A 26,529-nucleotide genomic window follows, 5' to 3' on the forward strand; every position below is an offset into this window, starting at 1 on the left:
GCGATCCGAAAATCGATCACCCTCAACTGCCTTCAACTGTCCTGGTCTTGGCACACCAACTCAACGAGCCAGCACCTGCAAAGTCACCGGTATTGCATCTAGGGGCGGCTCGTAGCGCGCTGCCCGCCGCAGCGTCGGGCAGCGCCCCGTATGCAGGGCGCGGGTTCACCGGGGGATCGGGGTGACGCCGGTCGCGGCGACGGAGAGGTCCCAGAGGCGTGCGGCCTGGTCGGGGTCGATGGCGTACGTGCGGACGCCGCCGTCGTCCATGGGTTGGTCGGGAGTGGAGAGCACGTCCACTTCATCAACGATCCGGCCTGGGCGGGGGCGACCGCCGACGAGGTACTGACCGCGGTCGGTGCTGATGAGGACCTGTCCGTCGTCTTCCTTGCCGACCGGGTGAGCATGCAGGCCAAACACCACCCGCTGCTGGCGGTCACCCTGCTGACGCAGGAGGACTGCGTGGACGATGAGGACTACGAGCAACTGACCGAGTTCGGCCGCGAGTTCCGCACCATCCCCGCAGGGGTCCACGAGGTCTACGCGAACCTGAGTATCGGCAACCTGGGCTTCGAGGAGTTCGCGGCATCGGCCCACGGTGATCCCGAAGGGATCTACCGGCCCTTCCGAATGGAGCAATAGTCAGAATTACGTCGTTCAGACGGTGTGTCCGGGGTGATGGGGCTTCAGGAGGACGGGGCCGGGACTGCAGGGCGGTCGCCGTGGCTGACGCTGAGGCAGGCACGGCTCCCGGTGATCACGAGGTGTCGAGTCCCTGATCACCACGACGGAAGACCGTGCCTGCCCACTCATCCTCGCTTATCCCGGGTTCTCTGGCTCAACTCACCGATGCCGCACAGGCCGTCCTCGATGATCTGCCCAGTCTGCTGACCTGCCTGGCTCAGGTGCCCGACCCTCGCCGCCCGTGCCGCGAGCCGGACCGAAGCCCCGTCGCCCCGGCCGAGGCCACCGTGCGCCGTATCCTCCAACGCATCGACGGCGACGCGCTGGATACGGCCGTCGAGGGGTGGCTCGCTGGGCGCGGGCGCGCCGCCGGCCAGGAGACGGACGACAGCGACCGGCCCCTGCCCTCCCTCGCAGTGGACGGCAAGACTGTGCGTGGTGCCCGACGTGCCGACGGCACTCAGGTCCACCTGCTCGCCGCAATGACGGGGACCGGCCTGGTCACCGCCCAGCGCGAGGTGGACGGCAAGACCAATGAGATCACTGTCTTCCAGCCCATGCTCGCCCCGCTGGACCTGCACGAAACGGTGGTCACCTTCGACGCCCTCCACTCGCAGACCGCCCACGCACGCTTCCTCATCGAGGACAAGCACGCCCACTACATCGCGCTGATCAAGGGCAACCAGCCCACCCTGCACCGGTGGCTGATGGCCCTGCCGTGGCGGGCAGTGCCACTCCTGGACAAGACCCGGGCCACCGCGCACGGTCGCGACGAGATCTGCAGGATCAAGGCCGCCGCCGTCACCGGGATCGCGTTCCCGCACGCGGTGCAAGCCGTCCAGATCGTGCGCCGCCGGCGAATCGTCACCACGGGCAAGGTCACCCTGGAACGCGTCTACGGAGTGACCGACCTGACCGCGGAGCAGGCCGACGCAACCGAGATCGCCCGTCGCGTCCGCGACCACTGGGGCATCGAGAACAAGATCCACCACATCAGGGACACCACGTACGCCGAGGATGCCTCCCGCGTACGCACAGGCACCGCTCCACGTGCCATGGCCTCCCTGCGCAACCTGGCCATCGGCGCTCTCCGAATCGCCGGTCAGACGAACATCGCCGCTGGACTCCGCCACCACACTCGCGACGCCAACCGTCCATTGATCACCCTCGGCATCACGTGATCAACCAGGACATTTCACCTGAACGACGCTGCCCTGCAGCGCTGTCCCCACCCAGTTCGACGGCCGAGGTCCGGAGCTCCTTCTTGATGGCGGAATGGTCGATCATAGGGAGCAGTTTGAGGCGCCGACCGCTGTGTGCCGAACCCTGACGGGCCACCGGGGCACCGGTCGCCGTCGACTCTCCGGGGCCGCACCGGCCTGGACGAACCCTGCTATGCGCGGTCACGTTCGTCGGCCAGCCACCGTTCACGTGGCCTCCTTGGAACCTACGACAGGCCACATGTCAAGCAGCGACTTGCCGACACTTCCCGGCGACCCACCGCCACAGCGGGTGAGTAGACGTCAGAAGATCACCTGTAAAGGCTAATGGTCTCTCAATCTCCCAAGCTCAACGTAATTTTGACGGTTAGTCAGCTCCTTTTCGGAGCGGCGTAAAGGGGCTCTGCATACCCGATCAGCCCCACGAAGCCGGGGGTCCAGAGTTGCTCGATATGACAGCAATAGGGGGTGTTAGTACGTTCAATCACGCACCGGCTGCCACAGCGGGACTGTCTCTGAGTCCGAGAAGGAGAACAAGCGACATGATCATGACCCGTTCCCACGCGATCGCCACGGCCGTCGCGGCCGCCGCGGTACTGACCGCGACCGGCATCACCTACGCCACCGCCGTCCCCGCCCCCCAGGCCCAGGTTGCCCCGGCCGCCGTCCCCGCCCAGGCCCTCATGGGCGGGGAGGGCGGCAACACGGGCAAGGGCAACGAAGGCAACGAGCGCCGGGGCAACGAGCGCGAGGGCAACGAGCGCGAGGGCAAGCGCCATCACGAGGAGGGCAGGATCCACATCAACGAGCGCGAATACTCCGGCCGCCCCGACGGCTGCATCACCGTCGTCAGCGGCCTGGGCGCCAAGAGCTTCAACATCCGCAACGACAGCCGCAACGAGGTCGAGGTCTTCCGCGGAGCCGTGTGCGACAACGGCGCCCCCATCGCCACCGTCGGCCCGCACAGCTCTGCCGACGGCATCTGCCCGGGCAAGGGCGAGGGCAGGGGCGAGGGCGAGGACGAGAACTGCGAGAACGGCGAGCACCACGAGAAGAGGCACCACGAGAAGAAGCACCACGAGGAGATGAATGGCGGCGTGAAGGTCAAGAACGGAGTCGTCGCCAGCTTCCGCGTCGTCAAGCGCCACCACGGCGAGAAGGGCGAGGGCGGCGACTTCGGCGACTTCGGCGATTACTAGAACCAGCGACCGCCTGATGCGCATGCTGGAGAACTCCGGCCCGCCGTAATCGGGCCGGGGCCCTCCGGCCAGGCGCACAACACAGAATCCCGGCCCGCCGTAATCGGGCCGGGATTCTCGTCCGGCCCCCGGCCCAAAGATATCCCTTCCCGGAACATCCAGCTGGGGACCGCGAAGGTGCGTGGAAGCGCCGACAAGGGGGCTGTGCGTCGACGGCAGCACACTCCGTCATCTGCGCCAGGCCGCCGTTCCCATCCCCCAGCAGCTTTGCTGTTCGTAGGCAATCGGACGCCGGCCTTGGGCTGGAGTGGGCGGTACAAATTGGACCCCCGATGCGCGCCGGCCGGTGGCCGCCATCCGGCCCACGGCCGACGCGCACGTCCCGCATCCCTGGTGAAGACCCCGCGAAACCGGGGGCCTGTCCTGGTAATCCGTCAGCGGCGCTCGGGGCTGTCTCCTCTGCGACCGCCACCGGAGACCGCGGTTTCTCCAGCGCCCAGCGCCGGTGCGCGGGTCCGGCCGGTGCGGCGGTCATCGCCGCCGAGGCCGCCGCCGGTGCCCGTGGGGATCACGACCTGTCGATGTCCGCCTTACAGTCCCGGAGCAGTTCCAGGTGTCTCGCCACCACGGGGCGGGCCGCCCGGGGGCGGCCGCCTTGACCACGGCGTTGCTCCCCGTTCCCATTTCTGGTCGATCAGGGCCAGCGTCTCCACGTGCCCGGTGGCCTCGGTGTTCAGCCACGCGACGTCGTACGCGCTCGTACCCGCCTTGGCCCGCACGGCGGCCAGTGCCTGCTCCTGCGCCGGAGAGGGCCCGGCTGTCAGAGTGACGTGCAGTTTGCCCGCCAGCGCCTTGACGTCGGCGTCCAGCTTCCTGTGGTCGCGCACCAGCGTGGCGCCGACCGTCTTCGCGCACGCCGTTGTGGCGTTCTTGCCCGCATCCTGTCCGGCTGCGATCTCGGCCAGGTTTCCCTGATGGATCGCCTTCAGGAAAGGCGCGTCATCGGTGGCCGCGGCCACCGCGAACGCGGAAGGCGCGGATATGCCGGCCAGCGCTGCCGGCATCGTGGCAGCGGCCACGCGTCGCACAGCAATCAGCAGCGGATCCCAGAAGACGTATGCCTACTTCTTGGTTGATCACCTGCGATGGCGAATCCGTGAGCGTCTGACCACGGACGTCGGATACGTCCGAGCAGGTCCGTTGTCAGAGCAGTGCGCTTCACTGTCCGCCATGAAGCTCACGCAGACGACCGTCAACGATCTGCTGGCTCAGCTCGGCCCGGCAGACGGCTACATGTACCTGCCCGGCGACCTGGACCCGCAGGCTCTGACCAACCTCCTCGCCAGCAGGTACGGAGCCCCACGCACCCTCGTCCTCGACGGCTTCGCCGATCCGACGGTCGATGATTCCAGGGGCGCGGCTCTCCTCGTCCCTTTCGAGGACCGGGCCGTGAAGATACGGGCGTGGGCGTACGGGAATCAGTGGGTCGGCACGGGTACGGCGCGAGACGGCGAATGCGTCGAGCGGCCGGTGCTGGTGGTCGCTCAGAGGCGGGTGCCCGAACCCTTGACGGTCACTCCGGACGAGGACGAGGACGTCGACTGGATGGAGCGGCTCATACAGATCACCGGCTGGACGCAGCCCGCCCAGCGGCCGGACGTGCACTGGGCGGAGGTGGAGTCGCGCCTGGGCACCGCGCTCCCGACCGACTACAAGCGCATGGTCGAAACGTTCGGCGAAGGCTCCTTCGACGCATATCTAAACCTGAACCAGGAGCCGTGGACGGATCTCAGGGAGGACGGGCTACTCATCTGGGCGGGCACGGAGCACGAGAACCTGTACTGCTGGCGGGCCGACGGCGACGACCCCAACCGTTGGCCCGTTGTCGTCCGGTCCTTCGATGGCAAGGACATCCCCTTCGGCTACCAGGCCGCGCAGTTCGTCTGTCACATCCTCATCGACCCGCACCACCCGTTCACGATGGCCCGCTATTTCGACACCCACTGGTTCATGAACTACCGGGAGAGCGACTGACCGAACCCCGCCGCCAACGGCATCCGCAGCCCAGTTAGAGGAGCCTTCGGAGAACAGGGCAGAAATACTCGTCTGGCACGGCAGGCTCACCAATTGCAATGAGGTCTGATGCCGAACCTCAGACTCAGGTCATTAGGACCTATGTTCCCGACCAGGCACTGGCGGGCCAGGCGCGGACCTGTAGGCTCCGCGCCCGTGGACGACATACGGCAGACAACCATCACCTTCAGCGGAATCCTGACGCGGGAGGAGTTCGACGAGGCCCTCGCAGCAACCGGATGGTTCCGACGCCTGCGGTGGCTCATTGTCGTGGCCGCGGCCCTGATGGCAGCTCTGAGCCTGAGGTCCTCCGCTCACGGCGGCCCGATCAACGCTGGTCTGTTGACGCTCGCTCTTGTCTACGGTGTGCTCGGCCTGTTCCTGTCCCCGCTGCTCGCCGGCCGTATGTTCCGTGCCGACCAGGCCACGGGGGAGAAGCAGGCCGTCATCGACGACGCCGGCTTCGTCGTCTCCCGCGGCTCCGAGGAACTCATGCGGGTGCCGTGGCGCACCATGTACCGCTCCTACGAGACGGAGCGGGTCTACGTGGTAACCGGCCGCCTCGGCTGGAAGGCCGGCCTGTTGATCGTGCCCAAGCGGCTGCTCACCAAGACCAGCGAGACCGAGCTGGTGGGCGTTCTGCTGGAGGCCCCGTTCCGCCGCTCCAAGAGCATGCGGACACACAGCCGTTAGCCTCTCCTCGCCAGGGCCGGGTTGCTGAGATCCGCATAAGGAGAAGGGCCGTTGGACGGATGGCCTTCGGCTTGCCGCAGGTGACAACCGGGATGAGATCTTCATGACTTTCTCGTCGCTGTGAGTCATGGCTGACGAGGCGCCAACACGGAGTTGCGGCGCGTGGTCGCCGAAGCTCCCGGCCTGGCCGACCACCACCTGAGCGGAAGAGCGCCACATGACAGATCTGCCTCGCCCGGACCCCCGAGCTGAGCAGCAAGAGTGGTCTCTACGCGGTCGAGGTACATGATCCAGCCGATGGGTGCCGGGAAGTCGACTCCGAGACCTTCGAAGCCGTGTCGAGGCCAGATGTAGCGCTGAGTTCAACGTGTGCGGTGAAGGTGAGCCACAAATCCCTCGCTGCTGACGGCTACCCTCTCTGTCAGCCTTGGGTGAGACGTCCCGTTCTGCGGGGTTGGCCTGAGAGGGCACGACAGGAGAACCGTCCCTTATGCCCAGCACAGAGCCCGTTGGGTCCGACCCGGCGCCGAGGCCGAAGCGCCGCACTTTCACCTCGGAGTACAAACTGCGGATCGTCGCCGAGTACGACTCCGCGCCCAGGAACGAGAAGGGTGCGGTCCTGCGCCGGGAACGGCTCTACCACTCGCATGTCAAGGAGTGGCGGGCCGCCCGGGATGCCGGGGCCCTGGAAAACCTGGTCGACCGCCGGACCAGCCCGGCCCGTGCGAAGAAGTCCGCCGCGGAGGTGGAGAACGAAAAGCTGCGGCAGCAGGTGGAGCGGTTGCAGAGGGACCTGGCACGGAACAAGGCCGCACTCGATGTGATGGGAAAAGCTTCCGCGCTCTTGGAAATGATCTCCGAGAGCGCGGACTGAAGTCTGCCGCCGGCCCTGTCGTGGACGAGGCGTTCACCGGCGTCGAGGTTCAGCTGGGCATCATGGCCACCTGCCGGCTGACCGGCCGCTCCCGCGCCACGCATTACCGTCGGCTCCGGCCGGCACCACCACGCAGAGCACGTGCCCCGCAGGTGCAGCCATCGGCCCTGACGGCCGAAGAGCGGTCTGCGGTACTCCAGTTGATGAACGGCGACGAGTACGCCGAGCTGGCGCCCGCGCAGATCTGGGCCCGCGAGCTGGATGCCGGGCGCTATCACTGCTCCGTCTCGACGATGTACCGGATCCTGCGTGAGCAGGATCAGTCCGGTGAGCGCCGACGGCAGGCCACCCATCCCGCCAAGGCGGTGCCCGAGCTGGTCGCCACCGGGCCCTCGCAGGTTTTCACCTGGGACATCACCAAGGGTGCCGAACCGGTCAAGGGCCTCTGGTATCACGCCTACGTGATCATCGACATCTTCCGCCGGCACATCGTCGGCCACACCGTCGAGCGAGCCGAGTCGGCGCTGCGGGCAGAGGAGTTGATCCGCGAGTCCATCGCCCGCAACGGCATCGTGCCCCAGACCGTGCACGCTGACCGCGGCACCTCGATGACGTCGAAGAAGGTCTCCCAATTACTGATCGATCTGGGGGGGTGACGCGGTCGCACTCGAGGCCGAAGGTCTCCAACGACAACCCTTACAGCGAGGCCCAGTTCAAGACCACGAAGTACATGTCGGACTATCCCGAACGGTTCGATTCGCTGGCCCACGCCCGCGAGTGGTTCGACGCGTTCATCGCGTATTACAACCATGAGCACCGGCACTCGGGTATCGGCTGGCACACCCCCGCCTCCGTCCACTTCGGGACCGCCGAGGAAGTCCGCGACCAGCGCGCGGTCACCCTCGCCGAGGCATACGCCCGCCACCCCGAACGCTTCGGCCGCCGCCCCAGACCACCCGAGATTCCCCAGACAGCCTGGATCAACAACCCGGCCAAACGCAGGGAACCCACACCACAAACCTCATAGCGTCACGACCGTCTCACTGGACTTGAAATCTTCCGGCGCGGAAGCCGGCGTCCCGCACGACGAGGCGTACCGCCGCGTGTTCGGCGAAGCCGAGGCGTGAGCTGCGAGGTCATCTGGGAACCCGAGTCCCTCGCCCAGGCCGAGCGGTTCTCCAAGGACGCCCCGCCGGGGTGCGGCAGGTGTTCGCCGCCGTCGACCACCTCGCCGACGACCCGCGGCCCGACGGCGTGATCGAAAACTTCTGGAGTGCCCGATTCCCCCATTGCCGTGCTCGGGTGTTCCGCCTTTTCGGAATCAACATCATGTTGACAACAGAGTGTTGATGCGCTGAGGTGGTGTCGTGCCCCGAAGTGATCAGGACCATGCTGCCGACCTCAACCGTGCCCGCACTGTGGTCAACGATGCCGGCGCCGCCGGTCTCGAACGACGACCATGGCAGCAATCCGGACAGCCCGCCTCGGACGCCGATTTGGTGCGGTTCACCGCTTGGACCGCGTGTGATGCGAAGAAGGCTGATCCCGCGGTCATGAACGCGGGGCTGCGACTGTTGGCCTCCGCTCGGGCAGAGATCGACCAGGCCGAGTCCGCCTTGTTGTTCGCTGCACGCGGGGTGGGGATGACGTGGCCGCAGATCGCCGGCGCTCTCGGCCTGGCCTCGGCTCAGGCCGCTCAACAGCGCCTGAATCGAGTGCTCACCCGGACCAGCGATCCCGAGACTCGTGCTCAGCCGTGATGATCCCGCTGAGTCACGCCGATGAACGGTACGGGGCCAAGGCCGCCAACCTCGCCCGGCTGCTGCGTGAGGGCTTTGCCGTGCCGGCTGGGTTCGTGATCGAGGACGTGAGTGACGACAGTTGGGTCCACGAACTCGAGTCCGCGCTGCGGGGTCTGGGTTCCGGACCATTCGCGGTGCGCTCCTCCGCCGTGGGCGAGGACGCCGTCCAGGCGTCATTCGCCGGCCAGCTGCACACCACTCTCGGCGCGACCACTACGGCGCAGGTGGCCGTGGCGGTGCGGCGCACCGCCACGTCCGGAACCAGCCCGCAGGCCGCCGCGTACACCGCCCGGACAAGTCGGTCACCCGGACCCGTGGTGTCGGTGATCGTGCAGAGGCTGGTCCGCGCCGAAGTGGCCGGGGTGTTGTTCACTCGCCAACCGGTCACCGGCGCCGACCAGGTGGTGATCGAGGCGGCTCGCGGACTTGGCGACAAGGTCGTCAACGGGAGCCTCACCCCGCAGAGGTGGGCCATCGACGGCGACGTGCTCACCACCCCGGACACCGTCGTAGAGCCGGTCCTGACCGCGGCGCAGGTGCGCGCGCTGGGCGAGACCGGCCGCCGGATCGAGGCCTCGTTCGGATGCCCACAAGACGTCGAGTGGGCCATCGCCGACGGCACGGTATGGGTGCTGCAAGCGCGCCCCATCACCACGGCTGCCCAGCCGGACGGACATGCGGCCCGCAATGCCGGCAAGGCGCTTGTCACAGGGACGCCAGCCAGCCCCGGCACCGCAACCGGGCTGGTACGGATAATCGGCGGGCTGGACGACTTCGCCCGTTTCCGGTCCGGTGACGTGCTGGTCTGTCGCACGACCTCACCGGCCTGGACCCCGCTGCTGGCCCGCGCCGCCGCGGTCGTCACCGAGGTCGGCGGGGTTCTCAGCCACGCTGCGATCGTGGCCCGCGAGTTCCGGATTCCGGCAGTCACGGCCGCCGACGACGCGACGACTGTGCTGGCCGACAGACTTTGCGTCGTCGTGGACGGCAGCCTCGGCAACGTCGCCATCGCTGGACAAGCCCGGCACCGAGATCACACCACGGAGCGCAGATGAGCCAGACTTCCCCAATCGACCTCATGGTGCTGCACGCCGTTCGGACCATGGGCTATGCCGACACCGCACGGATAGCCGCTCGCCTGGGCGTGACTGAGGACGAGGCGCGTGAGTACCTGCTGGACCCCCAGGCCCAGGGCTGGATGACCTTCTCTTCCTTCGCCGGTGACGGGGGCTGGTCGCTGACCGAGTCCGGCAAAGCACATGGGGAGCGGCTGCTGGCGGCTGAGCTCGACGAAGCCGGCGCCCGTGCAGCTGTCGAGAAGGTCCACCAGGACTTCCTGCCACTCAACGACGTCATGACCGCCGCCTGCACCGCCTGGCAGCTGGCCGAGATGGGCATCGACGATCAGACCGTGTCCCTCGCCCAGACGATTACGGCGCTCGAAGGCCCTGCCGCTGCGCTGGCCGGGCTCGAGGGCCGCCTGACGGCCCATCTCGACCGGTTCTCCGGCTACCAGCAGCGTTTCACCGAAGCCCTAACCAGGGCACATGCGGATCCTGCCTGGATCACCGGCACCGACCGTGACTCCTGCCACCGGGTCTGGTTCGAGCTGCACGAAGACCTGATCGCCACCCTCGGCTTGACGCGGTGATCCCGCCTGAACAAGCAGGGGAGGCCGGGGCCACCGCGATTTTGTGTCACCGAAGTTTGAGTGGCAGGCAACGTAGCTGGTCAGAGGACTGGCCCCGCGCGGGTCAGGCGGCCGGCCCACTGGGACCGTCCAGCGGGTGCGCCACATCGGCCGTTCCTTGCCGTCGGTGACCTTCACCTTCCGCCGAAAGAACCTGGCGTACTTCTCCAGCCGCTGGCGTAGCGATCAGTGCGGGGTTGAAGCGTTCGATGTGTCCGACGGCGGCCGGGACTGCGGCGGTGTGGAATGCCTGGGCGAGCCTCCGGGCTGAGTCGGGGTCACCGGCCGGCGGCTTCTCGATGAGGGTGGGGGATGCCGCCTGTGAGCCCGCACGCCGCCGCGTACGGACCCACAGGCCTGTGCCAGACTTCCCCTACCGCTTGCGCAGCACGCCGTCTTCCGCGACGTCGCGCCGGATCTCGAAGAAGTCGGCGTTGGCGAGGTTCATGTCCGTCGCGAACGAGGCCAGCAGCCCGGGAGTGATCCGGAACGGTTCCTCCGACTCGGTCGCCGGCAGCGGATCGTCCTCGTGCGGCTGGTTGCACACCGCCAGCGCCAGCAGTTCACCGCGAAGGGCCTCCTCGTCCACGACCAGGAGGACGGTGTGCTGCGGCCAGCCGTCCTCGTCCCGCTCCACAAGCTCCAGCAGCTGCGCCACGCCGATACCGGCGTAGGCGGGATCGTCCAGGATGTCCACCTGGTCGATCGCCGCCTCGCCGGAGACGTCCGGCCGGGTGAGGGCCTCAAGGAACCGCTCCCACTCCTTGGGCCGGTCGTAGCAGGTGCGGACCAGGATCGTCAGCTCGGTCTCGGGCAGCATGCAGCCTCCTGTGCGCCGCGGCAGGACGTCACAGCCCAGCGTAGGGGACGGCCCCTTAGGGGATCTTGGAGAAGAACGCGTCACCGATGATCTTGTTGCCGGACTTGTAGGCGATGATCCGGTTGTCGTTGTAGAACTTGGTGAGCCGGCCGCCGCCCTTGTGGTTGGCGTCCTTGTCGATCATGCGGCAGCTCTGGGTGGCGTTCGGGTCGATGGTGGTGCACTTCTTGCCGAGGCCCTTGTTGCCGCCGCCTTCCTGGACGGAGGCGTAGGGGTACTCGTCGCACTGCTTGCCGCGCGGGCGGTGCAGGCTGGAGGGGCAGGACTTGCCGCGGTTCTTCGTGGCCTGGGCGCTGGTGGTGCGGTGCAGGGGCTTGGCGTAGCCGGGCCGGCCCTTGAGAATATGTTCGGCGGCGTAGACGTGCCGTGCCATCTCGCCCCAGACGCGGTTGGTACGGGAGATGGAGAAGTTCGGGACGACGGAGGGGTAGACGCAGCCGCGCTTGCCGCCGTTGGTGATCTTCTCGCTGTCGCAGCGGACGGTGCGCATCGCGGCGACGTCCCCGACGACAGGGAGGTAGCCGGGGGCGGTGGTGGTGACGTTGAGGACCGGCTTGTGGGTGAGGATCTTGTTTCCGTGGCTGGTGATGCTGAAGCCGAAGGTGACGGATTTGCCGGCGCGGATGTGCTTGGTCTGGGGGCCGGTGGAGGTGCAGGCCTTGGAGCCGCGCCCGCAGTTGACCTTGACGAGGGTGGTGACGCCGCCTTGGGCGGCGCCGGTTGCGCTGGTGGCCTTGATGGTCCACTGGCGCTTCCACGTGTTCGACTTGACGTTGAGGCGCTCGGACTCGACGTAGGTCCCGGAGAGAGTTCCGACGAGGAAGGGCCCCTGCCAGAAGGTCATCTCGTAGCCCGCGCTGATGTAGCCGCTGGTGCGGGTGTAGCGGACGGTGGACTTGGCACCGACGGTGAAGACGGTGCGCAGCTGATCCTTCTGGACGGCCGCGGTCTTCGGAGCGGCGGCGGAGGGTCCGGCGGCCGCTCCGGTGACGAGCAGGGCGCCGAGGGCGGCGGCTGCGGCAGCTTTTATGGTGGCGCTGGAGCGCAGGATGCGCATGAGTGTGTCCCCCTATATGGAATTGGAGCGCTCCACGGTAGGAGGGGGCACGCGGGGGTTCCAGTGTCCTTTGGGACAAACAGCTCCGGTGTGGAGCGGACGAGTTCGGGGCCCCGATCGCGTCCTGTCCCCCGCGCCGGCCACCCGCCACACCGGCTGGTCGAGCCCCAACGCCCTTTGCCGCTCCAAAGCCTGCAAGCCTCCCGCAGCGGCGCCACTACAGCTGTCCCGTCCCTCATCGGCCTTGGTGCGGCTTGATCGCCTTGCCCGCCACCGAAGATGCGGGAGATGCTCAAACGCCAGATGTTCGGTCAGGTCGGCTTCGCCCTCCTCCGCAAACCTGAGGCACAGGTCAGACCACATCATCAAGGAGCCCGAAGCCCTCAAGGAACCCTTCCAGGAACTCACGCCGCGCGGAGTCGGACTCCGCGTCGGCCATCGCCCCGAGCAGGTCGATCAACTCGTTCCGCTGGTCGCTCGACAGCTTGCTGACCAGGTGGGCGACGCCCTCCAGGACCTTGAGACCGCGACATCCTGGTCGTATTCGACGCCGGCTACGACGCTCCGCGCATGGCCTATCTGCTTGGAAGGACTGCCGGTGGAGGTGTTGGGGCGGATGCGCACGGACCGAGTGATGCGCAAGCCCGTCCCGGTCCCCTGGATCTCGCCGCCGAAGCACGGCAAGGAGTTCCGCTTTGCCAAGCCCGACACCTGGGGCGGGCCTGATGCCGAGACCGTGCAGGTCACCGACCGTTACGGCACCGCTCGCGTGATGGCTTGGGAACGCATCCATCCTCGGCTGACCACCCGCTCCGCGTGGATCGACCACACCGGCGAACTCCCCGTTATCGAAGGGACGTTGATCCGCCTGGAGGTCGACCGCCTGCCCGGCGGCCACGATCCCCTCCCCGTCTGGCTGTGGTCGTCGGCAACCGGCCTGGCGGACGAGGCCGTCGACCTGCGCTGGCAGGCGTTCCTGCGCAGATTCGACCTGGAGCACACCTTCCGGATGATCAAGCAGACGCTGGGCTGGACCCGCCCGAAGCTCCGCACCCCGGAGGCGGCGGACCGGTGGACCTGGCTAGTCAGCGCGGCCCACACCCAGCTCCGCCTCGCCCGGCCGCTGGCCGCTGACCTCCGCCGCCCCTGGGAGAAGCCGGCCGAGCCCGGCCGGCTCACAACCGCCCGGGTCCGCCGGGGGTTCAGGAACCTCCGCCCGACCCTGCACCGCCCGGCCCGTGCGCCGAAACCATCGCGGCCAGGCCCCGGTCGCCCGCTCGGCTCGAAGAACAAGCAGCCCGCCGCCCGCTACGACGTGGGCAAGACCGTCAGACGCCCGGGCACCCTGATCGAACGTGATCAAGCCCGGCCGTGAGGCCATGATCTGGGTCTGTCAGTGGCGCCGGGCAGAATGCACTCCCGTGAGCCTCCACTACGAAGTCGTCTTCACGTGCTTCCTCCGGGACGACACGCCCGACACGGTCCTGGCAGCCCTGCGATGGCACCTCGGCCTGGCCCCCGAGCGTCCAGCAGAGCTCGACGCGGAGGAGCACTCGTATCCACTGCTCTCCCCGGATCCGGACAGTCGCCTGCCAGGAGGCGATTTCGTGTCCCTACGACGCCAGTCCCGAGGCTTCACGCCAGGTGGTGAGCTCCACGCATGGGGACTGTTCAGCCGCAACCTCTGGCTCGACGACATGATGGGTGACCTCTACACCGTCCTGGACCTGCTCGCACCCCACGTCGAAGAACCTGGCTACAGCGGGTACTTCCGGGAGGAGTTCGACACCGAGCCGACCGTCTTCACGTTCCGAGACGGCACCTTCGGGCCACTGAAACTCTGAATCCAGTTCAGTCCCTGAACGCCGAAAGGGTTAAAGAACAAGCTGAGTAGGTGTTTTTCAACTGGGCGTGCTCGACTATCTGAGGTGTGGATCGGCGGACAACTGGGCTGTCAGTGCTGGCGGTTAGGGTGCCGCACATGACTGATGATCGAATGATGCGTAGCTTCTACGACTTGGCCTTTGGTGTCGATCCGGGAGGAGCCAGGAAGGACACCCACTACGTGCGAGGCAGCCTTGAGGAGGTGCAGCATGATCTGGCCGCGGAGCTCGCCGAGGAGATCAACCTGTACCTGCTCTGCTGGTATGGCGCCCGCCTGACCCTGGACGTCTACCAGCAGGGGAAGCAGACCGACTCGATCGACTTGCATCCGTTCCTCACGATCTCGATAGCGGGCTACCCGGACATCACGTTCACCGGGCCCGAGGAGCCGGTGGGCTACGACTTCGAGGCGGATGAGGAGGCAGAGGACGAGACCATGACTCTGTCTTACCGTATGTTCGCTGGAGAGCTTGGGGACGCGGTCAACGTCACCGTCGATTGGGACCGGATCGAGGTGCCGTCCCTGCGCGGGGAAGCGGTGCGCGAGGGAGATGTGGTTGCGCTGCACCCGCTTCCCGGCCATTTTGAGCACACTGCCGAATACGGCTGTCAGGACTTCGAAGAATGACCTCCTGCCCGAGGTGGCGGTGGCGAACCGGCCGGGGTCCCGGGCTGCAGCATCGACAGTGAAGCTGTCTTTGGTCAGCCTGCAGTCCTGGGTTTCTTCGACCAGCCCGCAACGGGCCGTTTTCGGGTCAGGCGCCGGGTCATCACCGTGATGATCACCACCTCAGCTCGGGCCGGATCAGCCACCCTGTGGCGACTGAATGAGGGGTTCCGGCCCAGGCCGGATTCCACCGTGACGCGGACCCGACATGACGGGGCAGAGCGTGAACCGGGGGCGCTCGAAGCACCGGTCGCCCACCCCTCAAGACCATGCAAAACGGCTGTGCCCTGTGATGTTGCCGTGCCGTTCGCCTACGACGTTTCCGTAACACCCATCCGCGACGCCTGCCGTTCGCGACAGGCGCGAACCCGGCGCCGCGACGAACAGTAGACAGCCGCCCGCGACCGTTCGACCCCCACCGTCCACGATCGACCACAAAACCGGGCACTCGGTCTGGTCCCCCCACTGCATCAAAGCGACCCGCTGCCGGGTCCGCTGAAGTCTCCGCCACCGCCTCGACCTGCATCGACCGGAGCAGAACACCGCCTCCGCTGCCATCGACGACGAAAGCGGATCACCACACTCCCGGCAGTACCGCCGGCCCACCCCGTCAGACGCCACACCCCAGATCATCCAGCCCAACACCGCTCACGGCCAGAGATGAAAAACACCTACTGAGAGGTCGTTTTCACCTTGCATGCCCGTGTATCCGTCGATTCTTGGGGTGCGGGATTGTGGTACTGGTAGGGCTGCAGGTGCGGCTGAGGTCTGTTGGCCGGGTGGGGTGACAGCAGGGGCGGGAGGCGGCCTGTGCCTGTCTCATCCCAGGATGTCCAGTCCTCGGGGGGTGTGCTTCCGCCGCCGTTGCCGTGCGCCTGGGCGCACTCGGTCCGGAGCGGTACGCCAGGAGCATGCCTACGCGACGTCCGTACCCGAGTGATCTGTCCGATGCGCGCTGGGAGTTGATCGAGCCGGTCCTTGCCTCCTGGCGCTTCGAGCGCCGGGGCAGGGCCCTGGACTTCGGCCGGCCACCCGAGCACGACCTGCGCGACATCATGGACGCGATCTTGTATGTGGACCGCACCGGCGTGCAGTGGCGCTATCTTCCGCACGACTTCCCGCCCTGGGAAACGGTCTACGGATACTTCGCGGAGTGGACGAAGGAAGGCGTGTTCGCCCAGCTCAACGGCCTGCTCAGGCAACTCTTACGGCAGAAGGAAGGACGGGACGCCGAACCGTCGGCCTGCGTGATCGACACGCAGAGCGTCAAGACCTCCACCAGCGTCCTCGCCTCCACCCAGGGCACCGATGCCGGAAAGAAGACATCTTCGGGCTGAAGCAAAGCATCGTCGTCGACACCGTCGGCCTCCTGCTCGCGGTACTCGTCACCGCGGCGAGCGTGCAGGACTCCGTGGCCGGCACCCAGCTCCTCGACCAGGTCTCCGCCGAACACCCCGGCATCCGCAAGGTCTGGGTCGACGGCGGCTACCGCCAGCACCCCGTCGAGCACGCAGCCACACTCGGCATCGACATGGAAATCACCGCCCGCGCCCCCGGGACCAGGGGCTTCACCCCCATTCCGAAGCGATGGGCGGTCGAGCGGACCTACGGCCGGCTCATGCTCCACCGCCGCCTAGCCCGCGACTACGAAGCCCTGCCCGCCCGCTCCGAAGCCATGATCCACCTCACCATGACCGACCTCATGGCCCGCCGCCTCACCGGCGAAGCCACCATCTCCTGACGCGACCCGACACCACAGACCAAACAGCAAATCCCGGGATAAAACACTGGGAGAAAACGACCCCTCAGCGCTCCGTCGTCGTCTTGGGCAACCCACGAGACTCGACTCATGAGGTGACGGAAGGCCGGTCGCGAGGAGGATCCCGGGCTCGGAAGGGGCGGGCGTGCGGCAAGCCCGTGCCACCCGGAACAGCCCTCGTACGGCCAGGTGACGCATGGTCGCATCCCGTCCACGGCGGTGTTCGTTGGTCGGCTTTCCTGCGGGAGAAGGTCACGTCCTGACCACACAGGGGATCACGGGTCTTGCTGGTCAAGACGCGGAATGCACATCCGGTTGCGTCAACAGGTGGGCCAGGTGCGCCCGATCCCCCGAGGGCCGAACCGAGGGGCGCAAGAGGCGGTGCAGGCGGCATTCGCTACGTGACGCAAAGTGGCCGCTTCACAGAAGTTGCGCCAGAACCAAAACTCGTGAACATCACCCATCCAGGGAACCAGGTGCCTCCCAAACCCATGAACATTCGCTGTCAGGACACGTGAACTGAGCCACGGCGCGTTTCGGGGGCGCTGTGCTCGCAGGATCGGTTCTGTGGAGTTCCCGATCAAGGTAGCGCGGCCCAGGCGGTCCCGATCCTGCCGGACGGGCCCGGCTGGTGGTTCGAGCCGAAGAGGAACCGCTTCTCCCGCGTTCGGGCGAACAAGAACGGCTCCGACCGCACGTGCGGTCGGAGCATTTCTTCGTTTCGGATGTGCCGCGTGGTCAATGCGCCGTCGCCCGCGACCTCAAGGCTTCGGCGTAGTCGTATGGCGTCCGATTTGTGGGTAAGCGAGGTCGACTTCGGCAAGATCGAAAACCTTCGCATCGCGTCATGCCGCGGGAGGGGGCGGCGGCATCCCGCCATGGTGCGAAACCGCCGCCCACCCTCCGACCCAGCCCTTGCTTCACCTATCGAGATTCGATAGATTCCCATCGTAACTCGATGGAAGGATGGGTCATGGGAAAGCTGACAGTGCGCGCGCTGCGCGCCGTGCTCGTGGTGGTGCTCACCGGCACCGTGTTCGTACAGGCATTGATGATGTGGGCGTTGGTCAGCGGGAGTGACCCGGAGGACGGGTCGCTCCCGCTGACCCCGCTGCGCGTGATCACAATCCTGGGCATCGGGACGGCCCAGGTCGCCCTGGTCTGTGTATGGCGACTGGTGACGATGGTGAGACGCGGAACCGTGTTCTCCCACACTGCCTTCCGGTACGTGGACGTCATCATCGGCGCGATGGTCGCGGCTGCTCTCGTGTGGTTCGCGGTCACGGCCCTGAATGCGCCCGGCCAGCGGGACGACCCGGGCGTCACCCTCATCATGGGCGGGATTGGCCTGGCCATCCTGGGAGTCGCGCTCATCGTGCTCGTGCTGCGGATGCTGCTCGCCCAGGCCGTCGCCCGCGACGTCGAAGCGGCGCAGATGCAGGCCGAGTTGGACGAGGTGATCTGATGCCGATCGCCGTCGACATCGACGTGATGCTGGCCAGGCGGAAGATGTCCGTGGGCGAACTCGCAGACCGTGTAGGGATCACGCCCGCCAACCTGGCGGTGCTCAAGAACGGCCGCGCCAAGGCGGTGCGCTTTGCGACGCTCGCCGCGCTCTGCGAGGTGCTCAAGTGCCAGCCAGGCGACCTGCTTCGCTGGGAGGTCGAGGACACCGCGGGCGAATGAACCGTGCCTGCCGACGCGTCATCGCCGATCCCGCTGGCCTTTGACCAACTCCGCGAGCGTCCCGAGGCCGTACCCGGGGAGATCCCTGGCCTGCTGGAGCGTCTGGCCGAGGTGCCCGACCCTCGCGATCCGCGCGGCGTACGGCACGCTCTGGTCGTCATGCTTGCGCTGACTGCGTGCACGGTTCTGGCCGGAGCGACCTCCCTGCTGGCGGTGGGTGAGTGGATCACCGACGCCCCGCCGTCCGTCCTGGAGCGTCTCGGCGTACGGCCCGATCCGCGGTCCCCGAAGCGGTCCTGCCGGCGGAGGCGACGGTGCGTCGGCTGCTGGGCCGCATCGACGGCGACGTGTTGGACCGGGCGGTGGGCCGCTGGCTAGCCGACCGGCGCGCTGGGGGCGACGGCCGGCTGCACGCAGTGGCGGTCGACGGCAAGACCCTGCGCGGAGCGGCCAGGGCCGCGGGCCGCAAGATTCATCTGCTCGCCGCCTGCGACCACCTCTCCGGCCTGGTCCTGGCCCAACTCGACGTTGGCGAGAAGACCAACGAGATCACCTGCTTCCAGCCTCTGCTGGAGACCCTCGCCGATCTGGCGGGCGTGGTCGTGACCAGCGACGCCATGCACACCCAGCGCGAGCACGCCAGCTACCTGCTCGGCCGAGGCGCGCAGTACATCGCGATCACGAAAGGGAACCAGAAGAAGCTCCACAAGCAGCTCAAATCCCTTCCCTGGGGCCAGATCCAGCTGCAGGGCCGCACCCACGACACCGGCCACGGCCGCGGTGAGATCCGCCGCGTCAAGGTGTGCACGGCAAACAGCCTGCTCTTTCCCGGCGCCCGCCAGGCCATCCAGCTCAAACGCCGCCGAATGGACCGCAAGACCGGCAAGGTCAGCATCAGAACCGTCTACGCGGTCACCGGCCTCACTGCGGAACAGGCCACACCCGCCGAGCTCGCTCGGCTGATCCGCAGCCACTGGAAGATCGAAGCCCTGCACCGCGTCCGAGATGTGACGTTCGCCGAGGACGCCTCCCAGCTGCGAACCCCCCGCGCCCGGGACCGAGCACCACGAGGATGGCGGCGGGTCAACCCGGCTACCCGCCGCCGGCGTCGTCGTCCACGGCAGCCGGGTCGCGCAGCGGCCGCAGGCGGCCCCGGGCCGGGAAAGGGGTGAAGGCGTGGGCCGCGATCCCCGAACCCGTGGCGGCGACCGCATCGTCCTGACGCAGTCAGACCTGTTGGGTCCAACAGGACCAACCTCACCTGAGCTGCGACTCTCCGGTGTCCCGAGGCGCGGCCCGAACGAACGGAACACGCACCGATGTCCGACCTCTTCGACCGCGCGGCCGCCGTCCCCGGACGGCACAGCGACGGCATCCGCCGGCCCTACGGGCTGGAGACCCCGGGGTTCATGGAGCGCCGCAGAGACCCCGAGGGCTACGAGCGGCACGTGGTCGAAACGAGGGCCCGGCAGAAGGTCATGGCGGCGTGGGCGGAGCGGTACGGACTTCGGTCCGGGTCCGGCCCGCTGCTGCCCGCTGCTGCCCGCTGTGGCTGGGGCACGATGCGAGCCGGAGCTGCCACCACCGCATGGGCCACGGCGACCCGTGCACGCGGTACGGCTCATCGGGCTCGGATCAGAGCTGGATGAACCACTCCGTGGCCTGGCTGAGGGACTCCCGCCCGGCAGTCCATCACCTCCGCCCCGTACGGAGAGGTGAACCTCGACATGGCCGCCCGCCTCAACCTCGCCGCGGTCACCCTGCCCGGCCCCCTGACACCACCGGACGACCAGCAGACGGTGCCCCAGGACCGGGCGGAAGACGGCCTTGGGGCCAACGGGACAGCCAATATCGGCGAGATTGATCTCGAACGGTGAGAGGACCCTGTCGACGCCGCGAGGGGCAGCCGACACCCGGCTGCCCCTCGCAGTTACTCCCGTAGTGGGACTGGCGTCTGTCAGGTCACTCGGCGGTGGATCCACCAGGCGCAGAACCCGGTCAGGGCCAGGGCGAGGCCGAGGTAGAGCCCGGTCTCGGCCCATTGAAGGGCCCAGAAGTTTCCGGCGGGCTGGTAGGTCACCTGCTGCTTGTAGCCCAGGGCGCCGAGGTCGGCGACGCAGCGGTCGACTTGCTGCAGGGTGGGCGGGCCCGACTCGGTGTGCAGGCAGTCGGCGAAGGACGACGGCACGGGGGCCGGCTGACCGGCGGCGTTCAGCGTTTGTTGGGAGGTGATCCAGGCCCCGGGCACTTCTTCGAGGTGCGCGACGATCTGCTCGGCGCCGTCCTGGATGCTGATGGGAGCGCCGCCGGGCTCGATCGGCACGGTGGTTCGGTCCGTGGCGGCCAAGTGGGCCCGGATCCAAATCGGCACGACGATCTGGACTGCGGCGTAGACGGCGAATGTGGTAGCCATCGCGGGCAGGGTGCGGCGGATGAGGAGGCCGAGGGCGACGCCCAGGACGAAGGCGAAGGCGGCGTGGGCCATGGGGACGACACCCCGTGCGGCGAAGGCCACGGGGTCGAGCCGCGGGAAGTACGTGTCCGTCGCGCCGCCGCCGTTGACAGCCCGGTCGATGGGGCTGCTCCACCAGCTCACCGCGAGGCTGGTCAGTCCGGCAGCGGTCATGGCGGCCGCGGCACCAAGGCCCAGCTTGGTCGCCAGCCAGCGGGTTCGGGTGACGCCCTGGTTCCACGCGAGGTAGTGGGTACCGGTCTCCAGTTCACGAGAGATCAGCGGCGCGCCCCAGAACATCCCGATGACCGCCGGCACGGCGAGCACGACCAACAGTCCGGCGTAGTAGAGGGCCTGGTCCGAACTGGAGACCTGGTCCACCAGGCTGCTGCCGGCCGTCCGGTAGAGGTCGGCCAGCTGCGGGCCGGTGACCGCGAGGGTGGCGGCGAGGGCGGCCACCACGGCGAACATCACGGCGGCCTGGGTGCGGAACTGGCGCCAGGTCAGCCAGATCATCGGAGTACCTCCAGCGCGGGTCGGGTGTCACGTACCGCATCGGCGGGCCGGGTCATGTAGGCCAGGACGATGTCTTCCAGCCCGAGCGGGCTGACGGTCCAGGACGGATCGTGGACCGCGGTGTCGGTGCGTACCAGGAGAGTGGTCTGCCGATCGGTGTGGCTGGCGGTGATGACGTGCACACCTGCCGGGAGCGTGTCCGAGTCCCGGCGTGGTCCGGTGAGCCGGTGGTGGCAGGCCGCCATGTCGTCGATGTCGCCGGCCACCTGCACCCGGGAGTCGACCAGCACGATGACGTAATCGCAGGTCCGCTCCACGTCGGAAACCAGGTGGGAGGAAAGCACGACGCTCAGCTCGTGCTCGGCGACGGCCTCCATCAGGTCCTGCATGAACTCCCGTCGGGCGAGCGGGTCCAGCGCCGCGACCGGCTCGTCCAGGATGAGCAGTTCCGGGCGCTTGGCGATGCCCAGGGTGAGAGCGAGCTGCGCGCGCTGGCCGCCGGACAGCTTGCCGGCCCGCTGCTTCGGGTCCAGACCGAGGCGACGGATCCGGTCCCGCGCCAGGCCGTCGTCCCAATTCGTGTTGAGGCGCTTGCCGAAGTCGAGGTGGTCGGCGACGCTCAGCGCGGCGTAGGTCGGGGTGTCCTGGGCGACGAAGCCGACCTTGGCCAGCTGTTCCACACCCTCGGCAGGACGGCCACCGCACACCTCGATGGTGCCGGCCGTCGGGGTCAGCATGCCGGAGGCCAGGTTCAACAGGGTCGACTTGCCTGCGCCATTGGGGCCGACCAGGCCAACCACCCGGCCGGCCGGGACGTCCAGGTCGCAGTTCTGCAGCGCCCAGCGCTTCTTGTACCTCTTGCCCAGACCCTGGGCTCGCAAGACAGCGCTCACGCTACGTCCTCTCCTGCGGCGTTACGAAACGTGTTCAGGAACAGCGCCTCGATGCTCTCCTCGTCGAGCCCGGCCAGGCGGGCCTTGGTCAGCCAGCGCTGCAGGTCCTTACGCAGCGGTCCGTGCGCGGCGAGCGTGCCGTCGGTCAGCGTCCGGGTCACGAACGTCCCGACGCCGGGACGGGCGGCCACCAGGCCGTCGTGCTCCAGCTCCCGGTACGCCTTGAGCACCGTGTTCGGGTTGACCGCCATCTGCTTCGCCACCTCCTTGACCGTCGGCAGCCTGTCCCCCTCCTTCAGGAGGCCCAGGCGCAGTGCATGCCGTACTTGCTGGACCAGCTGCTGGTACGGGGACAGGCCGGACCGGCCGTTCAGGTGGAACTCAATCACCGGTTCCTCCATTTATCTAGTTGCCTAGCACTATAGCCCTCTGCATAAATCGTTCGGCAAGGCGTGCGCTGCGGCGCCAGCCGCCCGACACCAAGGTGGGCCAGCCGCGCAAGGTTGGCGCTCGCCAGACCTCGCTCGGGTGTCGAGAAACGATCGTCTGCGATCGGTCACCCTCGACATGCTCGGCAAGGTCGCCGACTTCCTCCGCGCGGCCGACCTGGAGCCCGCCGAGCGGGCCGCGCTCGACCACGGGGTGACCGTACGGCGCGGCCAGGGCTACACCCTGCGCGTCCACACCACCCCCGCCGTGCACCGCGCACTCCTCGCCCGCTGCCAGCCCCTCGACGGCGGCCAAGGCACCCCGGGTCACCGTCCGGCTGGGAGACACACCGTCCCCGCTTCCGCAGCCCCGTCGCTGGCCTCATGCGGGCATACGTCCAGGCCTGCAGGCACCTGCCCTATGCCAGCAGCAGAAGCTCACAGTGGCTCTTCCCCGGCCGCCAGCCCGGACAGCCGATGAACTCGGTCAGTCTCCAAGTCCACCTGCGAAAGATCGGCGTCCCGCCACAGCGCGGCAGGACCTCCGCGATCCGCCAACTCGTCCTGCAGGCCCCGGCCCCCGTCATCACGAAGGCGCTCGGTTACCACGACAAGACAGCCACCCGCCTGGTCACCGAAGCCGGAGGGACCTGGAGCCGATACGCTCCCGGCGACCACACACGGTGAGTGCGCCTGAGCTCGGGTTCGCCGCTCCGCACGCTCGCGAGATCAGTTGTCTGGCGGAAACTCCTGGTCCAGAAGCTGTAGTACCTCCTGCTGCCGCCGATGAAATCCGGGCAGCAAGGGCTGCACGAAGGCGAGATGCTCCGCAAGCGACAAACCCCGGTGAGCGGGCGGCCGCGCCGGGTGATTCCGATCAAGGGCCTTGTTCACCGAAGCACAGAACAGGTACACCGTTCCCAGAGCCTCCGAGTCGAAAACGATCCGTCCGACCGCCACCGAACCGACCGGACCACACACGCCTTCGACCAAGGCGCCCAGCACATCAACGGCGACCGCCGGATCACCGTCCGGATCCCACCGGGCATGCATGAGCGCAGCGCGCATGCCCTCTGCCAACTCCGAAGCTGACGGCTCCGCCAAATCACTCGCCATTCCCACATCGTCCCAACCTGGCCCACGGAAAACCACCCTGAACCAGCTACTCACCGTGACCAATGCCGTGAAATCCCAGCGAATACGCGACACATCAACATGAGAGCTCACCAGTCCCGAGGCCGGTAGACCTGCCAGGCCCGCTTGAGCAGGGCGGCGGCGAGTCCCTGTCCGCGTGCCGTCTCGGCAACCGCCAGGCCGTGGACCTTGGCGACGGCCAGACCCAGGGTCAGGGCACGCAGAGGCTCGTAGCCAGCCTGATCCATCGCTCTCTCCATGATGGTGCCGGGAGCGGTGACGGACAGTGCGCCGATCGGCCGGTCTTGGGGCCGTCAGCGGCAATCAGGGTAAGGCTGAGGCTGGCCATGGACTCGGCCATGTTGTTCTGCTCCACGAACGCCCGGGCTGCAGTGGTTCTCCGGCAGCCGGATCGACTTCAGCACCGCGGCGCTCTCCGGGGGCACGGTGGACTTCAGCGGAGCGGCGGCTCCGGCTCCCCGGGGGCTTCTCGCTGCGGTCGGCACTCCTGCTCCTGCGGAAGTCGTCCTTTCTTCCGCTTGGCTACCCCCCAGTTCCATAGCGCTGCGGGGGGGCTTAATCGGTCGTCTGTGCCCCGGGGCTGGGTTGTCCAACTACCGATCCGCTGTCGTCCATGGCCGGACGGCACGGCTGCCAGGAGGCGACAGTCAGGGGGCAGCGGAGTCGGTTCTCGCCGGCATGCCGTTCATGGCATCCCTACATCAGGCGCGGCCAGGAGGCGCGTAGGTGATGCCGACGTCTCCGGCGGAGGTCGCGGCGAGGGCCACGACCTTCCAGATCGCGGTGGGAATGCGAGTCCGGGGGCCGTCACAGGCGTCGTTGAGGAGATCCACGGTCAATCCCACGGACTTGCCGTCCGGCCCCTTGGCCGAGAACTTGACCTCCTGCGCACGCGGATCCACCGGAGCCATAGCCCGACTGAGTCGAGTCGGATCCTCACCCGCGGGACATTCCACGGGCTCGCGTGTCATGACCGCGGTGATCCGGTAGCCGACTTGGGGGAAGGGAGGCTGCAGGACCCCTCCGACCCCGGCGTAGTCCGAGGGGTCGTTGTCCCGCAGGTACGGGTCCTTGCTGTCCCGGCCGATGCCCTTGTTGGTGGCACGGTTGATGAAGAGCATGATGGTGTACTCGCCGTGGAGGCGGGCGTACGCAATGGTCCAGTGCTGGTACTGGTCGCTGTCGTTCCGGGTGGCGAAGGTCATCGGTCCGCTGCCCGAGTGCGGCGCAGTCATCACCAGGTCGTTGTTGACGACCGTACGCATCACGAACCACTCGATGGCGGTGGTGCCCATCTCGTCGATGGCAGGAGCGGCGTCAGCTGCTTGATCACGTGTGAGTTCCCCTGCCGCGGTGGCAGGATTCGCCAGCGTCTCGCAGTCGTCCGGCAGCCAGATGCCGTTGGGCCGCACCTGGCCGTTGGGCCCTCGGGCACCTGGATGAACACCAGCGTTGGCGTCATCTGGCCGGCTCGGACAGCTTCGACGGTCGGCTCCCAGGAGCCGATCTCGACCTTGCCCTCGCTCCGGTCGAGCACGGTGAAGTCCAGGACTTCGCACCAGAAGGCCGCGAGCCGCTGCGGATCGTGGCAATCGACGACCAATTCGGTGAACCTGCTGGTCATGGCTTCTCCAGCTCGGTGGTGGTGGAGGCGGGTGTGCTGAGGATGCCGTCGAATGCGTCGATGACCGGGGTGTGCTGGTGGATCCCCTGCATACGGATGCGGTCAGGGGCGCTGAGGTTCTCGGCCCGGGCCTGACGAAGATCAGCGACGGCGAGTCCGAGGCGGGTCTCGGCGAAGGCCGCTTCGATGCTTCCCGGCGCGGGTGGCTCCAGCGGGGTGTCGTGGACGGTGAATCCAAAGGGAGCGGCCTCGTCACGACGCATGTCGGCGGTGTGCCCGGTGACGCTGGTCAGGCCGAGAGCGAAGTACGAGTCACCGAGGGCGTGGTGCAGGTGCTGTCCCATGGGGAGCCCTGTGAGGAGGCCGTCGAAGGCGATCGGCGTCCTCTGGATGTGGGCGTTGTGCGCCATCAGTACGACGCGGGCCGTGGGTTCGAGTCGGTTCAGGTGCCACAGAAGTGACTCCGCCATGTAGAGGTCGCGGGCGGAGGTGTCGGCTGTGAGACCGTCTCCGGCGAAGAGGGCGGCCATGGCGCGGAAGGTGTAATCGCCGTGGCAGGCGGCCTCCAGGCATCGCAGGGCGGTGTCGTAGCTGTGCCGGTCTCCGCGGGAGAGGTACAGCGGTTTCAGGGAACGGAATCGGATGAGCAGCCGCGCCAAGAGCGCGCTGAGGGTGTCCTGGTCGGTGGTGGTCAGACGCGCCCATGCGGGTGCGGCCACGGCTGCCGAGTCACCGGCGAAGGACGCGGCGATCGTGGTCGCGCTCTGGACCATCGGCAGGGTTTCCGGGTCGGTGTGGTGGAGGTAGTCGGCGACCGGGGCCAGGGCGGGGAGCAGCGACCCGCCGGCCGCCGGGATGTCGATTCCTGCGAAGCGGACCGGTTTCGCGGCGGTGCGGTTGTGGCGGCGGATGAACCGCAGTGGTTCCTGGAGTCCGATGGGGACCGCGGTTGCCAGGAGTGCGGAGAGGTCGTCGTCCGCTCCCGTGCCGTGGGTCCAGGCATCGAGGGGTATGGCTTCGCAGAAGCCGTACTCGAAGGCCAGGACGGTGAAGCCGCAGCGTTCGACGAGGAATTGCAGGATGCGCTGGCGCATCGCGGCGAACTCGTTGATGAAGTGGGAGTGTTCGCCGAGGGCGACCACGCGGGCACCGTCGAGGATGTCGCGCAGCGGTTCCAGGTCGTCCAGGGGCGCTGCCGGGTCGAGGTGGCTGAGCGGGGTGGCATGGCCGTGGAGCCAGTCGGTGAAGGAGGTTCGATCGGTGGCGGCGGGCATGGTGGCGGCTCCTCTCCGA

31 protein-coding genes and 4 pseudogenes are annotated in these 26,529 nt (G+C 67.7%); 22 read left to right on the forward strand and 13 right to left on the reverse strand.

Annotated features, from left to right (window positions below):
- Positions 1 to 165 precede the first annotated feature (165 nt).
- Positions 166 to 282 (reverse strand): annotated as a pseudogene (locus ACFVYE_RS38465) (oxidoreductase); the annotation flags it as partial.
- Here ACFVYE_RS38465 and ACFVYE_RS38470 point away from each other — a divergent pair.
- The 3 genes from ACFVYE_RS38470 to ACFVYE_RS38480 all read left to right on the forward strand — a co-directional run bounded on the left by ACFVYE_RS38470 (position 274) and on the right by ACFVYE_RS38480 (position 3,103).
- Positions 274 to 642: a DUF6924 domain-containing protein gene (locus tag ACFVYE_RS38470; protein ID WP_389608500.1), complete on the forward strand. Its 369-nt coding sequence runs from the start codon at positions 274 to 276 to the stop codon at positions 640 to 642. The pseudogene ACFVYE_RS38465 and the gene ACFVYE_RS38470 sit on opposite strands and share 9 nt — an antisense overlap.
- Before the next feature lie 155 nt (positions 643 to 797).
- On the forward strand, positions 798 to 1,865 hold the full coding sequence (locus tag ACFVYE_RS38475; protein WP_389608501.1) for an ISAs1 family transposase: 1,068 nt from the start codon (positions 798 to 800) through the stop codon (positions 1,863 to 1,865).
- 581 nt (positions 1,866 to 2,446) lie between these two features.
- The gene (locus ACFVYE_RS38480) at positions 2,447 to 3,103 is read left to right on the forward strand and encodes a hypothetical protein (RefSeq protein WP_389608502.1); all 657 of its coding nucleotides are present in this window, start codon (positions 2,447 to 2,449) and stop codon (positions 3,101 to 3,103) included.
- A gap of 590 nt (positions 3,104 to 3,693) precedes the next feature.
- Here ACFVYE_RS38480 and ACFVYE_RS38485 read toward each other — a convergent pair.
- Complete coding sequence (locus ACFVYE_RS38485; RefSeq protein WP_389608503.1) at positions 3,694 to 4,182, reverse strand: DUF4142 domain-containing protein; 489 nt, start codon at positions 4,180 to 4,182, stop codon at positions 3,694 to 3,696.
- A gap of 151 nt (positions 4,183 to 4,333) precedes the next feature.
- Between ACFVYE_RS38485 and ACFVYE_RS38490 the strand changes: the two genes are divergently transcribed.
- From ACFVYE_RS38490 to ACFVYE_RS38525, 8 genes are all read left to right on the forward strand, one after another.
- Positions 4,334 to 5,137, forward strand: a complete 804-nt coding sequence (locus ACFVYE_RS38490; protein ID WP_389608504.1) for a hypothetical protein — start codon at positions 4,334 to 4,336, stop codon at positions 5,135 to 5,137.
- A gap of 195 nt (positions 5,138 to 5,332) precedes the next feature.
- Positions 5,333 to 5,869 (forward strand): YcxB family protein, encoded by a 537-nt coding sequence (locus ACFVYE_RS38495; protein WP_389608505.1) that lies wholly within the window; start codon positions 5,333 to 5,335, stop codon positions 5,867 to 5,869.
- A gap of 490 nt (positions 5,870 to 6,359) precedes the next feature.
- Positions 6,360 to 6,743 carry a hypothetical protein gene (locus tag ACFVYE_RS38500; RefSeq protein WP_389608506.1) on the forward strand — a complete coding sequence of 128 codons (384 nt, stop codon included), beginning with the start codon at positions 6,360 to 6,362 and terminating at the stop codon, positions 6,741 to 6,743.
- A 20-nt stretch (positions 6,744 to 6,763) separates the two neighbouring features.
- Positions 6,764 to 7,399, forward strand: coding sequence for a DDE-type integrase/transposase/recombinase (locus ACFVYE_RS38505; protein ID WP_389608507.1), 636 nt, complete (start codon positions 6,764 to 6,766; stop codon positions 7,397 to 7,399).
- The gene (locus tag ACFVYE_RS38510; RefSeq protein ID WP_389608508.1) at positions 7,396 to 7,770 is read left to right on the forward strand and encodes an integrase core domain-containing protein; all 375 of its coding nucleotides are present in this window, start codon (positions 7,396 to 7,398) and stop codon (positions 7,768 to 7,770) included. Before ACFVYE_RS38505 ends, ACFVYE_RS38510 begins: the two co-directional genes overlap by 4 nt.
- 340 nt (positions 7,771 to 8,110) lie before the next feature.
- Positions 8,111 to 8,503: a hypothetical protein gene (locus ACFVYE_RS38515; RefSeq protein WP_389608509.1), complete on the forward strand. Its 393-nt coding sequence runs from the start codon at positions 8,111 to 8,113 to the stop codon at positions 8,501 to 8,503.
- Positions 8,503 to 9,600 (forward strand): PEP/pyruvate-binding domain-containing protein, encoded by a 1,098-nt coding sequence (locus ACFVYE_RS38520; RefSeq protein ID WP_389608510.1) that lies wholly within the window; start codon positions 8,503 to 8,505, stop codon positions 9,598 to 9,600. The genes ACFVYE_RS38515 and ACFVYE_RS38520 overlap by 1 nt, the downstream gene beginning before the upstream one ends.
- 23 nt (positions 9,601 to 9,623) lie before the next feature.
- Positions 9,624 to 10,196, forward strand: coding sequence for a transcriptional regulator (locus ACFVYE_RS38525; RefSeq protein ID WP_389608511.1), 573 nt, complete (start codon positions 9,624 to 9,626; stop codon positions 10,194 to 10,196).
- Positions 10,197 to 10,608: 412 nt separating this feature from the next.
- Here the strand turns inward: ACFVYE_RS38525 and ACFVYE_RS38530 are convergent, their stop codons facing one another.
- Together ACFVYE_RS38530 and ACFVYE_RS38535 are read right to left on the reverse strand one after the other, a co-directional pair.
- Positions 10,609 to 11,055, reverse strand: a complete 447-nt coding sequence (locus tag ACFVYE_RS38530; RefSeq protein WP_389608512.1) for a DUF6924 domain-containing protein — start codon at positions 11,053 to 11,055, stop codon at positions 10,609 to 10,611.
- Positions 11,056 to 11,110: 55 nt separating this feature from the next.
- Positions 11,111 to 12,172 (reverse strand): hypothetical protein, encoded by a 1,062-nt coding sequence (locus ACFVYE_RS38535; protein ID WP_383977610.1) that lies wholly within the window; start codon positions 12,170 to 12,172, stop codon positions 11,111 to 11,113.
- A gap of 522 nt (positions 12,173 to 12,694) precedes the next feature.
- On the opposite strand from ACFVYE_RS38535, the pseudogene ACFVYE_RS38540 reads away from it, so the two are divergent.
- The 10 genes and pseudogenes from ACFVYE_RS38540 to ACFVYE_RS38585 all read left to right on the forward strand — a co-directional run.
- Positions 12,695 to 13,547 (forward strand): annotated as a pseudogene (locus tag ACFVYE_RS38540) (transposase); the annotation flags it as partial.
- Between the two features lie 46 nt (positions 13,548 to 13,593).
- Positions 13,594 to 14,016 (forward strand): hypothetical protein, encoded by a 423-nt coding sequence (locus ACFVYE_RS38545; protein WP_328891764.1) that lies wholly within the window; start codon positions 13,594 to 13,596, stop codon positions 14,014 to 14,016.
- Positions 14,017 to 14,153: 137 nt separating this feature from the next.
- A complete protein-coding gene (locus ACFVYE_RS38550; RefSeq protein WP_389608513.1) occupies positions 14,154 to 14,684 on the forward strand; it encodes a hypothetical protein in 531 nt (176 codons plus the stop codon).
- 950 nt (positions 14,685 to 15,634) lie between these two features.
- Positions 15,635 to 16,464, forward strand: a pseudogene (locus ACFVYE_RS38555) (IS5 family transposase).
- 991 nt (positions 16,465 to 17,455) lie between these two features.
- Positions 17,456 to 17,947: a DUF2975 domain-containing protein gene (locus ACFVYE_RS38560; protein ID WP_389608514.1), complete on the forward strand. Its 492-nt coding sequence runs from the start codon at positions 17,456 to 17,458 to the stop codon at positions 17,945 to 17,947.
- Entirely contained in the window at positions 17,947 to 18,168 is a 222-nt protein-coding gene (locus ACFVYE_RS38565; protein ID WP_383979310.1) for a helix-turn-helix domain-containing protein, read from the forward strand. Before ACFVYE_RS38560 ends, ACFVYE_RS38565 begins: the two co-directional genes overlap by 1 nt.
- 3 nt (positions 18,169 to 18,171) lie before the next feature.
- Positions 18,172 to 18,546: a transposase family protein gene (locus ACFVYE_RS38570; RefSeq protein ID WP_389608515.1), complete on the forward strand. Its 375-nt coding sequence runs from the start codon at positions 18,172 to 18,174 to the stop codon at positions 18,544 to 18,546.
- Complete coding sequence (locus ACFVYE_RS38575; protein ID WP_389608516.1) at positions 18,483 to 19,340, forward strand: ISAs1 family transposase; 858 nt, start codon at positions 18,483 to 18,485, stop codon at positions 19,338 to 19,340. Before ACFVYE_RS38570 ends, ACFVYE_RS38575 begins: the two co-directional genes overlap by 64 nt.
- Before the next feature lie 147 nt (positions 19,341 to 19,487).
- On the forward strand, positions 19,488 to 19,817 hold the full coding sequence (locus ACFVYE_RS38580; protein ID WP_389608517.1) for a hypothetical protein: 330 nt from the start codon (positions 19,488 to 19,490) through the stop codon (positions 19,815 to 19,817).
- 66 nt (positions 19,818 to 19,883) lie between these two features.
- Positions 19,884 to 20,045 carry a hypothetical protein gene (locus tag ACFVYE_RS38585; protein ID WP_389608518.1) on the forward strand — a complete coding sequence of 54 codons (162 nt, stop codon included), beginning with the start codon at positions 19,884 to 19,886 and terminating at the stop codon, positions 20,043 to 20,045.
- Positions 20,046 to 20,125: 80 nt separating this feature from the next.
- On the opposite strand, the gene ACFVYE_RS38590 is transcribed toward ACFVYE_RS38585, so the two are convergent.
- From ACFVYE_RS38590 to ACFVYE_RS38605, 4 genes are read right to left on the reverse strand one after another with little or no spacing between them, the layout of a single operon-like run.
- Positions 20,126 to 21,136, reverse strand: a complete 1,011-nt coding sequence (locus ACFVYE_RS38590; protein WP_389608519.1) for a transporter — start codon at positions 21,134 to 21,136, stop codon at positions 20,126 to 20,128.
- Positions 21,133 to 22,029 (reverse strand): ABC transporter ATP-binding protein, encoded by an 897-nt coding sequence (locus ACFVYE_RS38595; protein WP_383973331.1) that lies wholly within the window; start codon positions 22,027 to 22,029, stop codon positions 21,133 to 21,135. The genes ACFVYE_RS38590 and ACFVYE_RS38595 overlap by 4 nt, the downstream gene beginning before the upstream one ends.
- Positions 22,026 to 22,430 carry a GntR family transcriptional regulator gene (locus ACFVYE_RS38600; protein ID WP_383973329.1) on the reverse strand — a complete coding sequence of 135 codons (405 nt, stop codon included), beginning with the start codon at positions 22,428 to 22,430 and terminating at the stop codon, positions 22,026 to 22,028. The genes ACFVYE_RS38595 and ACFVYE_RS38600 overlap by 4 nt, the downstream gene beginning before the upstream one ends.
- 4 nt (positions 22,431 to 22,434) lie before the next feature.
- Positions 22,435 to 22,773, reverse strand: a complete 339-nt coding sequence (locus ACFVYE_RS38605; RefSeq protein WP_383973327.1) for a hypothetical protein — start codon at positions 22,771 to 22,773, stop codon at positions 22,435 to 22,437.
- A gap of 161 nt (positions 22,774 to 22,934) precedes the next feature.
- On the opposite strand from ACFVYE_RS38605, the gene ACFVYE_RS38610 reads away from it, so the two are divergent.
- Positions 22,935 to 23,144, forward strand: a complete 210-nt coding sequence (locus ACFVYE_RS38610) for a hypothetical protein (RefSeq protein WP_383973325.1) — start codon at positions 22,935 to 22,937, stop codon at positions 23,142 to 23,144.
- Positions 23,145 to 23,186: 42 nt separating this feature from the next.
- Here ACFVYE_RS38610 and ACFVYE_RS38615 read toward each other — a convergent pair whose 3' ends face one another.
- The 5 genes and pseudogenes from ACFVYE_RS38615 to ACFVYE_RS38635 all read right to left on the reverse strand — a co-directional run bounded on the left by ACFVYE_RS38615 (position 23,187) and on the right by ACFVYE_RS38635 (position 26,510).
- The gene (locus tag ACFVYE_RS38615; protein WP_389608520.1) at positions 23,187 to 23,666 is read right to left on the reverse strand and encodes a hypothetical protein; all 480 of its coding nucleotides are present in this window, start codon (positions 23,664 to 23,666) and stop codon (positions 23,187 to 23,189) included.
- A 14-nt stretch (positions 23,667 to 23,680) separates the two neighbouring features.
- Positions 23,681 to 23,839 (reverse strand): GNAT family N-acetyltransferase, encoded by a 159-nt coding sequence (locus tag ACFVYE_RS38620; RefSeq protein WP_383973322.1) that lies wholly within the window; start codon positions 23,837 to 23,839, stop codon positions 23,681 to 23,683.
- A 474-nt stretch (positions 23,840 to 24,313) separates the two neighbouring features.
- Positions 24,314 to 25,024: a hypothetical protein gene (locus tag ACFVYE_RS38625; RefSeq protein WP_389608543.1), complete on the reverse strand. Its 711-nt coding sequence runs from the start codon at positions 25,022 to 25,024 to the stop codon at positions 24,314 to 24,316.
- A pseudogene (locus ACFVYE_RS38630) lies at positions 25,024 to 25,236 on the reverse strand (VOC family protein); the annotation flags it as partial. The pseudogene ACFVYE_RS38630 and the gene ACFVYE_RS38625, both read right to left, overlap by 1 nt.
- Positions 25,233 to 26,510 (reverse strand): erythromycin esterase family protein, encoded by a 1,278-nt coding sequence (locus ACFVYE_RS38635; protein WP_389608521.1) that lies wholly within the window; start codon positions 26,508 to 26,510, stop codon positions 25,233 to 25,235. The pseudogene ACFVYE_RS38630 and the gene ACFVYE_RS38635, both read right to left, overlap by 4 nt.
- Positions 26,511 to 26,529 lie beyond the last annotated feature (19 nt).

The organism is Streptomyces sp. NPDC058239 (assembly GCF_042882185.1).
GTDB lineage: Bacteria > Actinomycetota > Actinomycetes > Streptomycetales > Streptomycetaceae > Streptomyces.

Excerpts from the sequence above, each read along its gene's own strand:
- ACFVYE_RS38480 (WP_389608502.1), top strand. The coding sequence starts at position 2,447 with ATGATCATGACCCGTTCCCACGCGATCGCCACGGCCGTCGCGGCCGCC.
- ACFVYE_RS38490 (WP_389608504.1), top strand. The coding sequence starts at position 4,334 with ATGAAGCTCACGCAGACGACCGTCAACGATCTGCTGGCTCAGCTCGGC.
- ACFVYE_RS38500 (WP_389608506.1), top strand. The coding sequence starts at position 6,360 with ATGCCCAGCACAGAGCCCGTTGGGTCCGACCCGGCGCCGAGGCCGAAG.
- ACFVYE_RS38520 (WP_389608510.1), top strand. The coding sequence starts at position 8,503 with ATGATCCCGCTGAGTCACGCCGATGAACGGTACGGGGCCAAGGCCGCC.
- ACFVYE_RS38525 (WP_389608511.1), top strand. The coding sequence starts at position 9,624 with ATGGTGCTGCACGCCGTTCGGACCATGGGCTATGCCGACACCGCACGG.
- ACFVYE_RS38530 (WP_389608512.1), bottom strand. The coding sequence starts at position 11,055 with ATGCTGCCCGAGACCGAGCTGACGATCCTGGTCCGCACCTGCTACGAC.
- ACFVYE_RS38535 (WP_383977610.1), bottom strand. The coding sequence starts at position 12,172 with ATGCGCATCCTGCGCTCCAGCGCCACCATAAAAGCTGCCGCAGCCGCC.
- ACFVYE_RS38550 (WP_389608513.1), top strand. The coding sequence starts at position 14,154 with ATGACTGATGATCGAATGATGCGTAGCTTCTACGACTTGGCCTTTGGT.
- ACFVYE_RS38560 (WP_389608514.1), top strand. The coding sequence starts at position 17,456 with ATGGGAAAGCTGACAGTGCGCGCGCTGCGCGCCGTGCTCGTGGTGGTG.
- ACFVYE_RS38565 (WP_383979310.1), top strand. The coding sequence starts at position 17,947 with ATGCCGATCGCCGTCGACATCGACGTGATGCTGGCCAGGCGGAAGATG.
- ACFVYE_RS38580 (WP_389608517.1), top strand. The coding sequence starts at position 19,488 with ATGTCCGACCTCTTCGACCGCGCGGCCGCCGTCCCCGGACGGCACAGC.
- ACFVYE_RS38590 (WP_389608519.1), bottom strand. The coding sequence starts at position 21,136 with ATGATCTGGCTGACCTGGCGCCAGTTCCGCACCCAGGCCGCCGTGATG.
- ACFVYE_RS38600 (WP_383973329.1), bottom strand. The coding sequence starts at position 22,430 with ATGGAGGAACCGGTGATTGAGTTCCACCTGAACGGCCGGTCCGGCCTG.
- ACFVYE_RS38610 (WP_383973325.1), top strand. The coding sequence starts at position 22,935 with ATGAACTCGGTCAGTCTCCAAGTCCACCTGCGAAAGATCGGCGTCCCG.
- ACFVYE_RS38620 (WP_383973322.1), bottom strand. The coding sequence starts at position 23,839 with ATGGATCAGGCTGGCTACGAGCCTCTGCGTGCCCTGACCCTGGGTCTG.
- ACFVYE_RS38635 (WP_389608521.1), bottom strand. The coding sequence starts at position 26,510 with ATGCCCGCCGCCACCGATCGAACCTCCTTCACCGACTGGCTCCACGGC.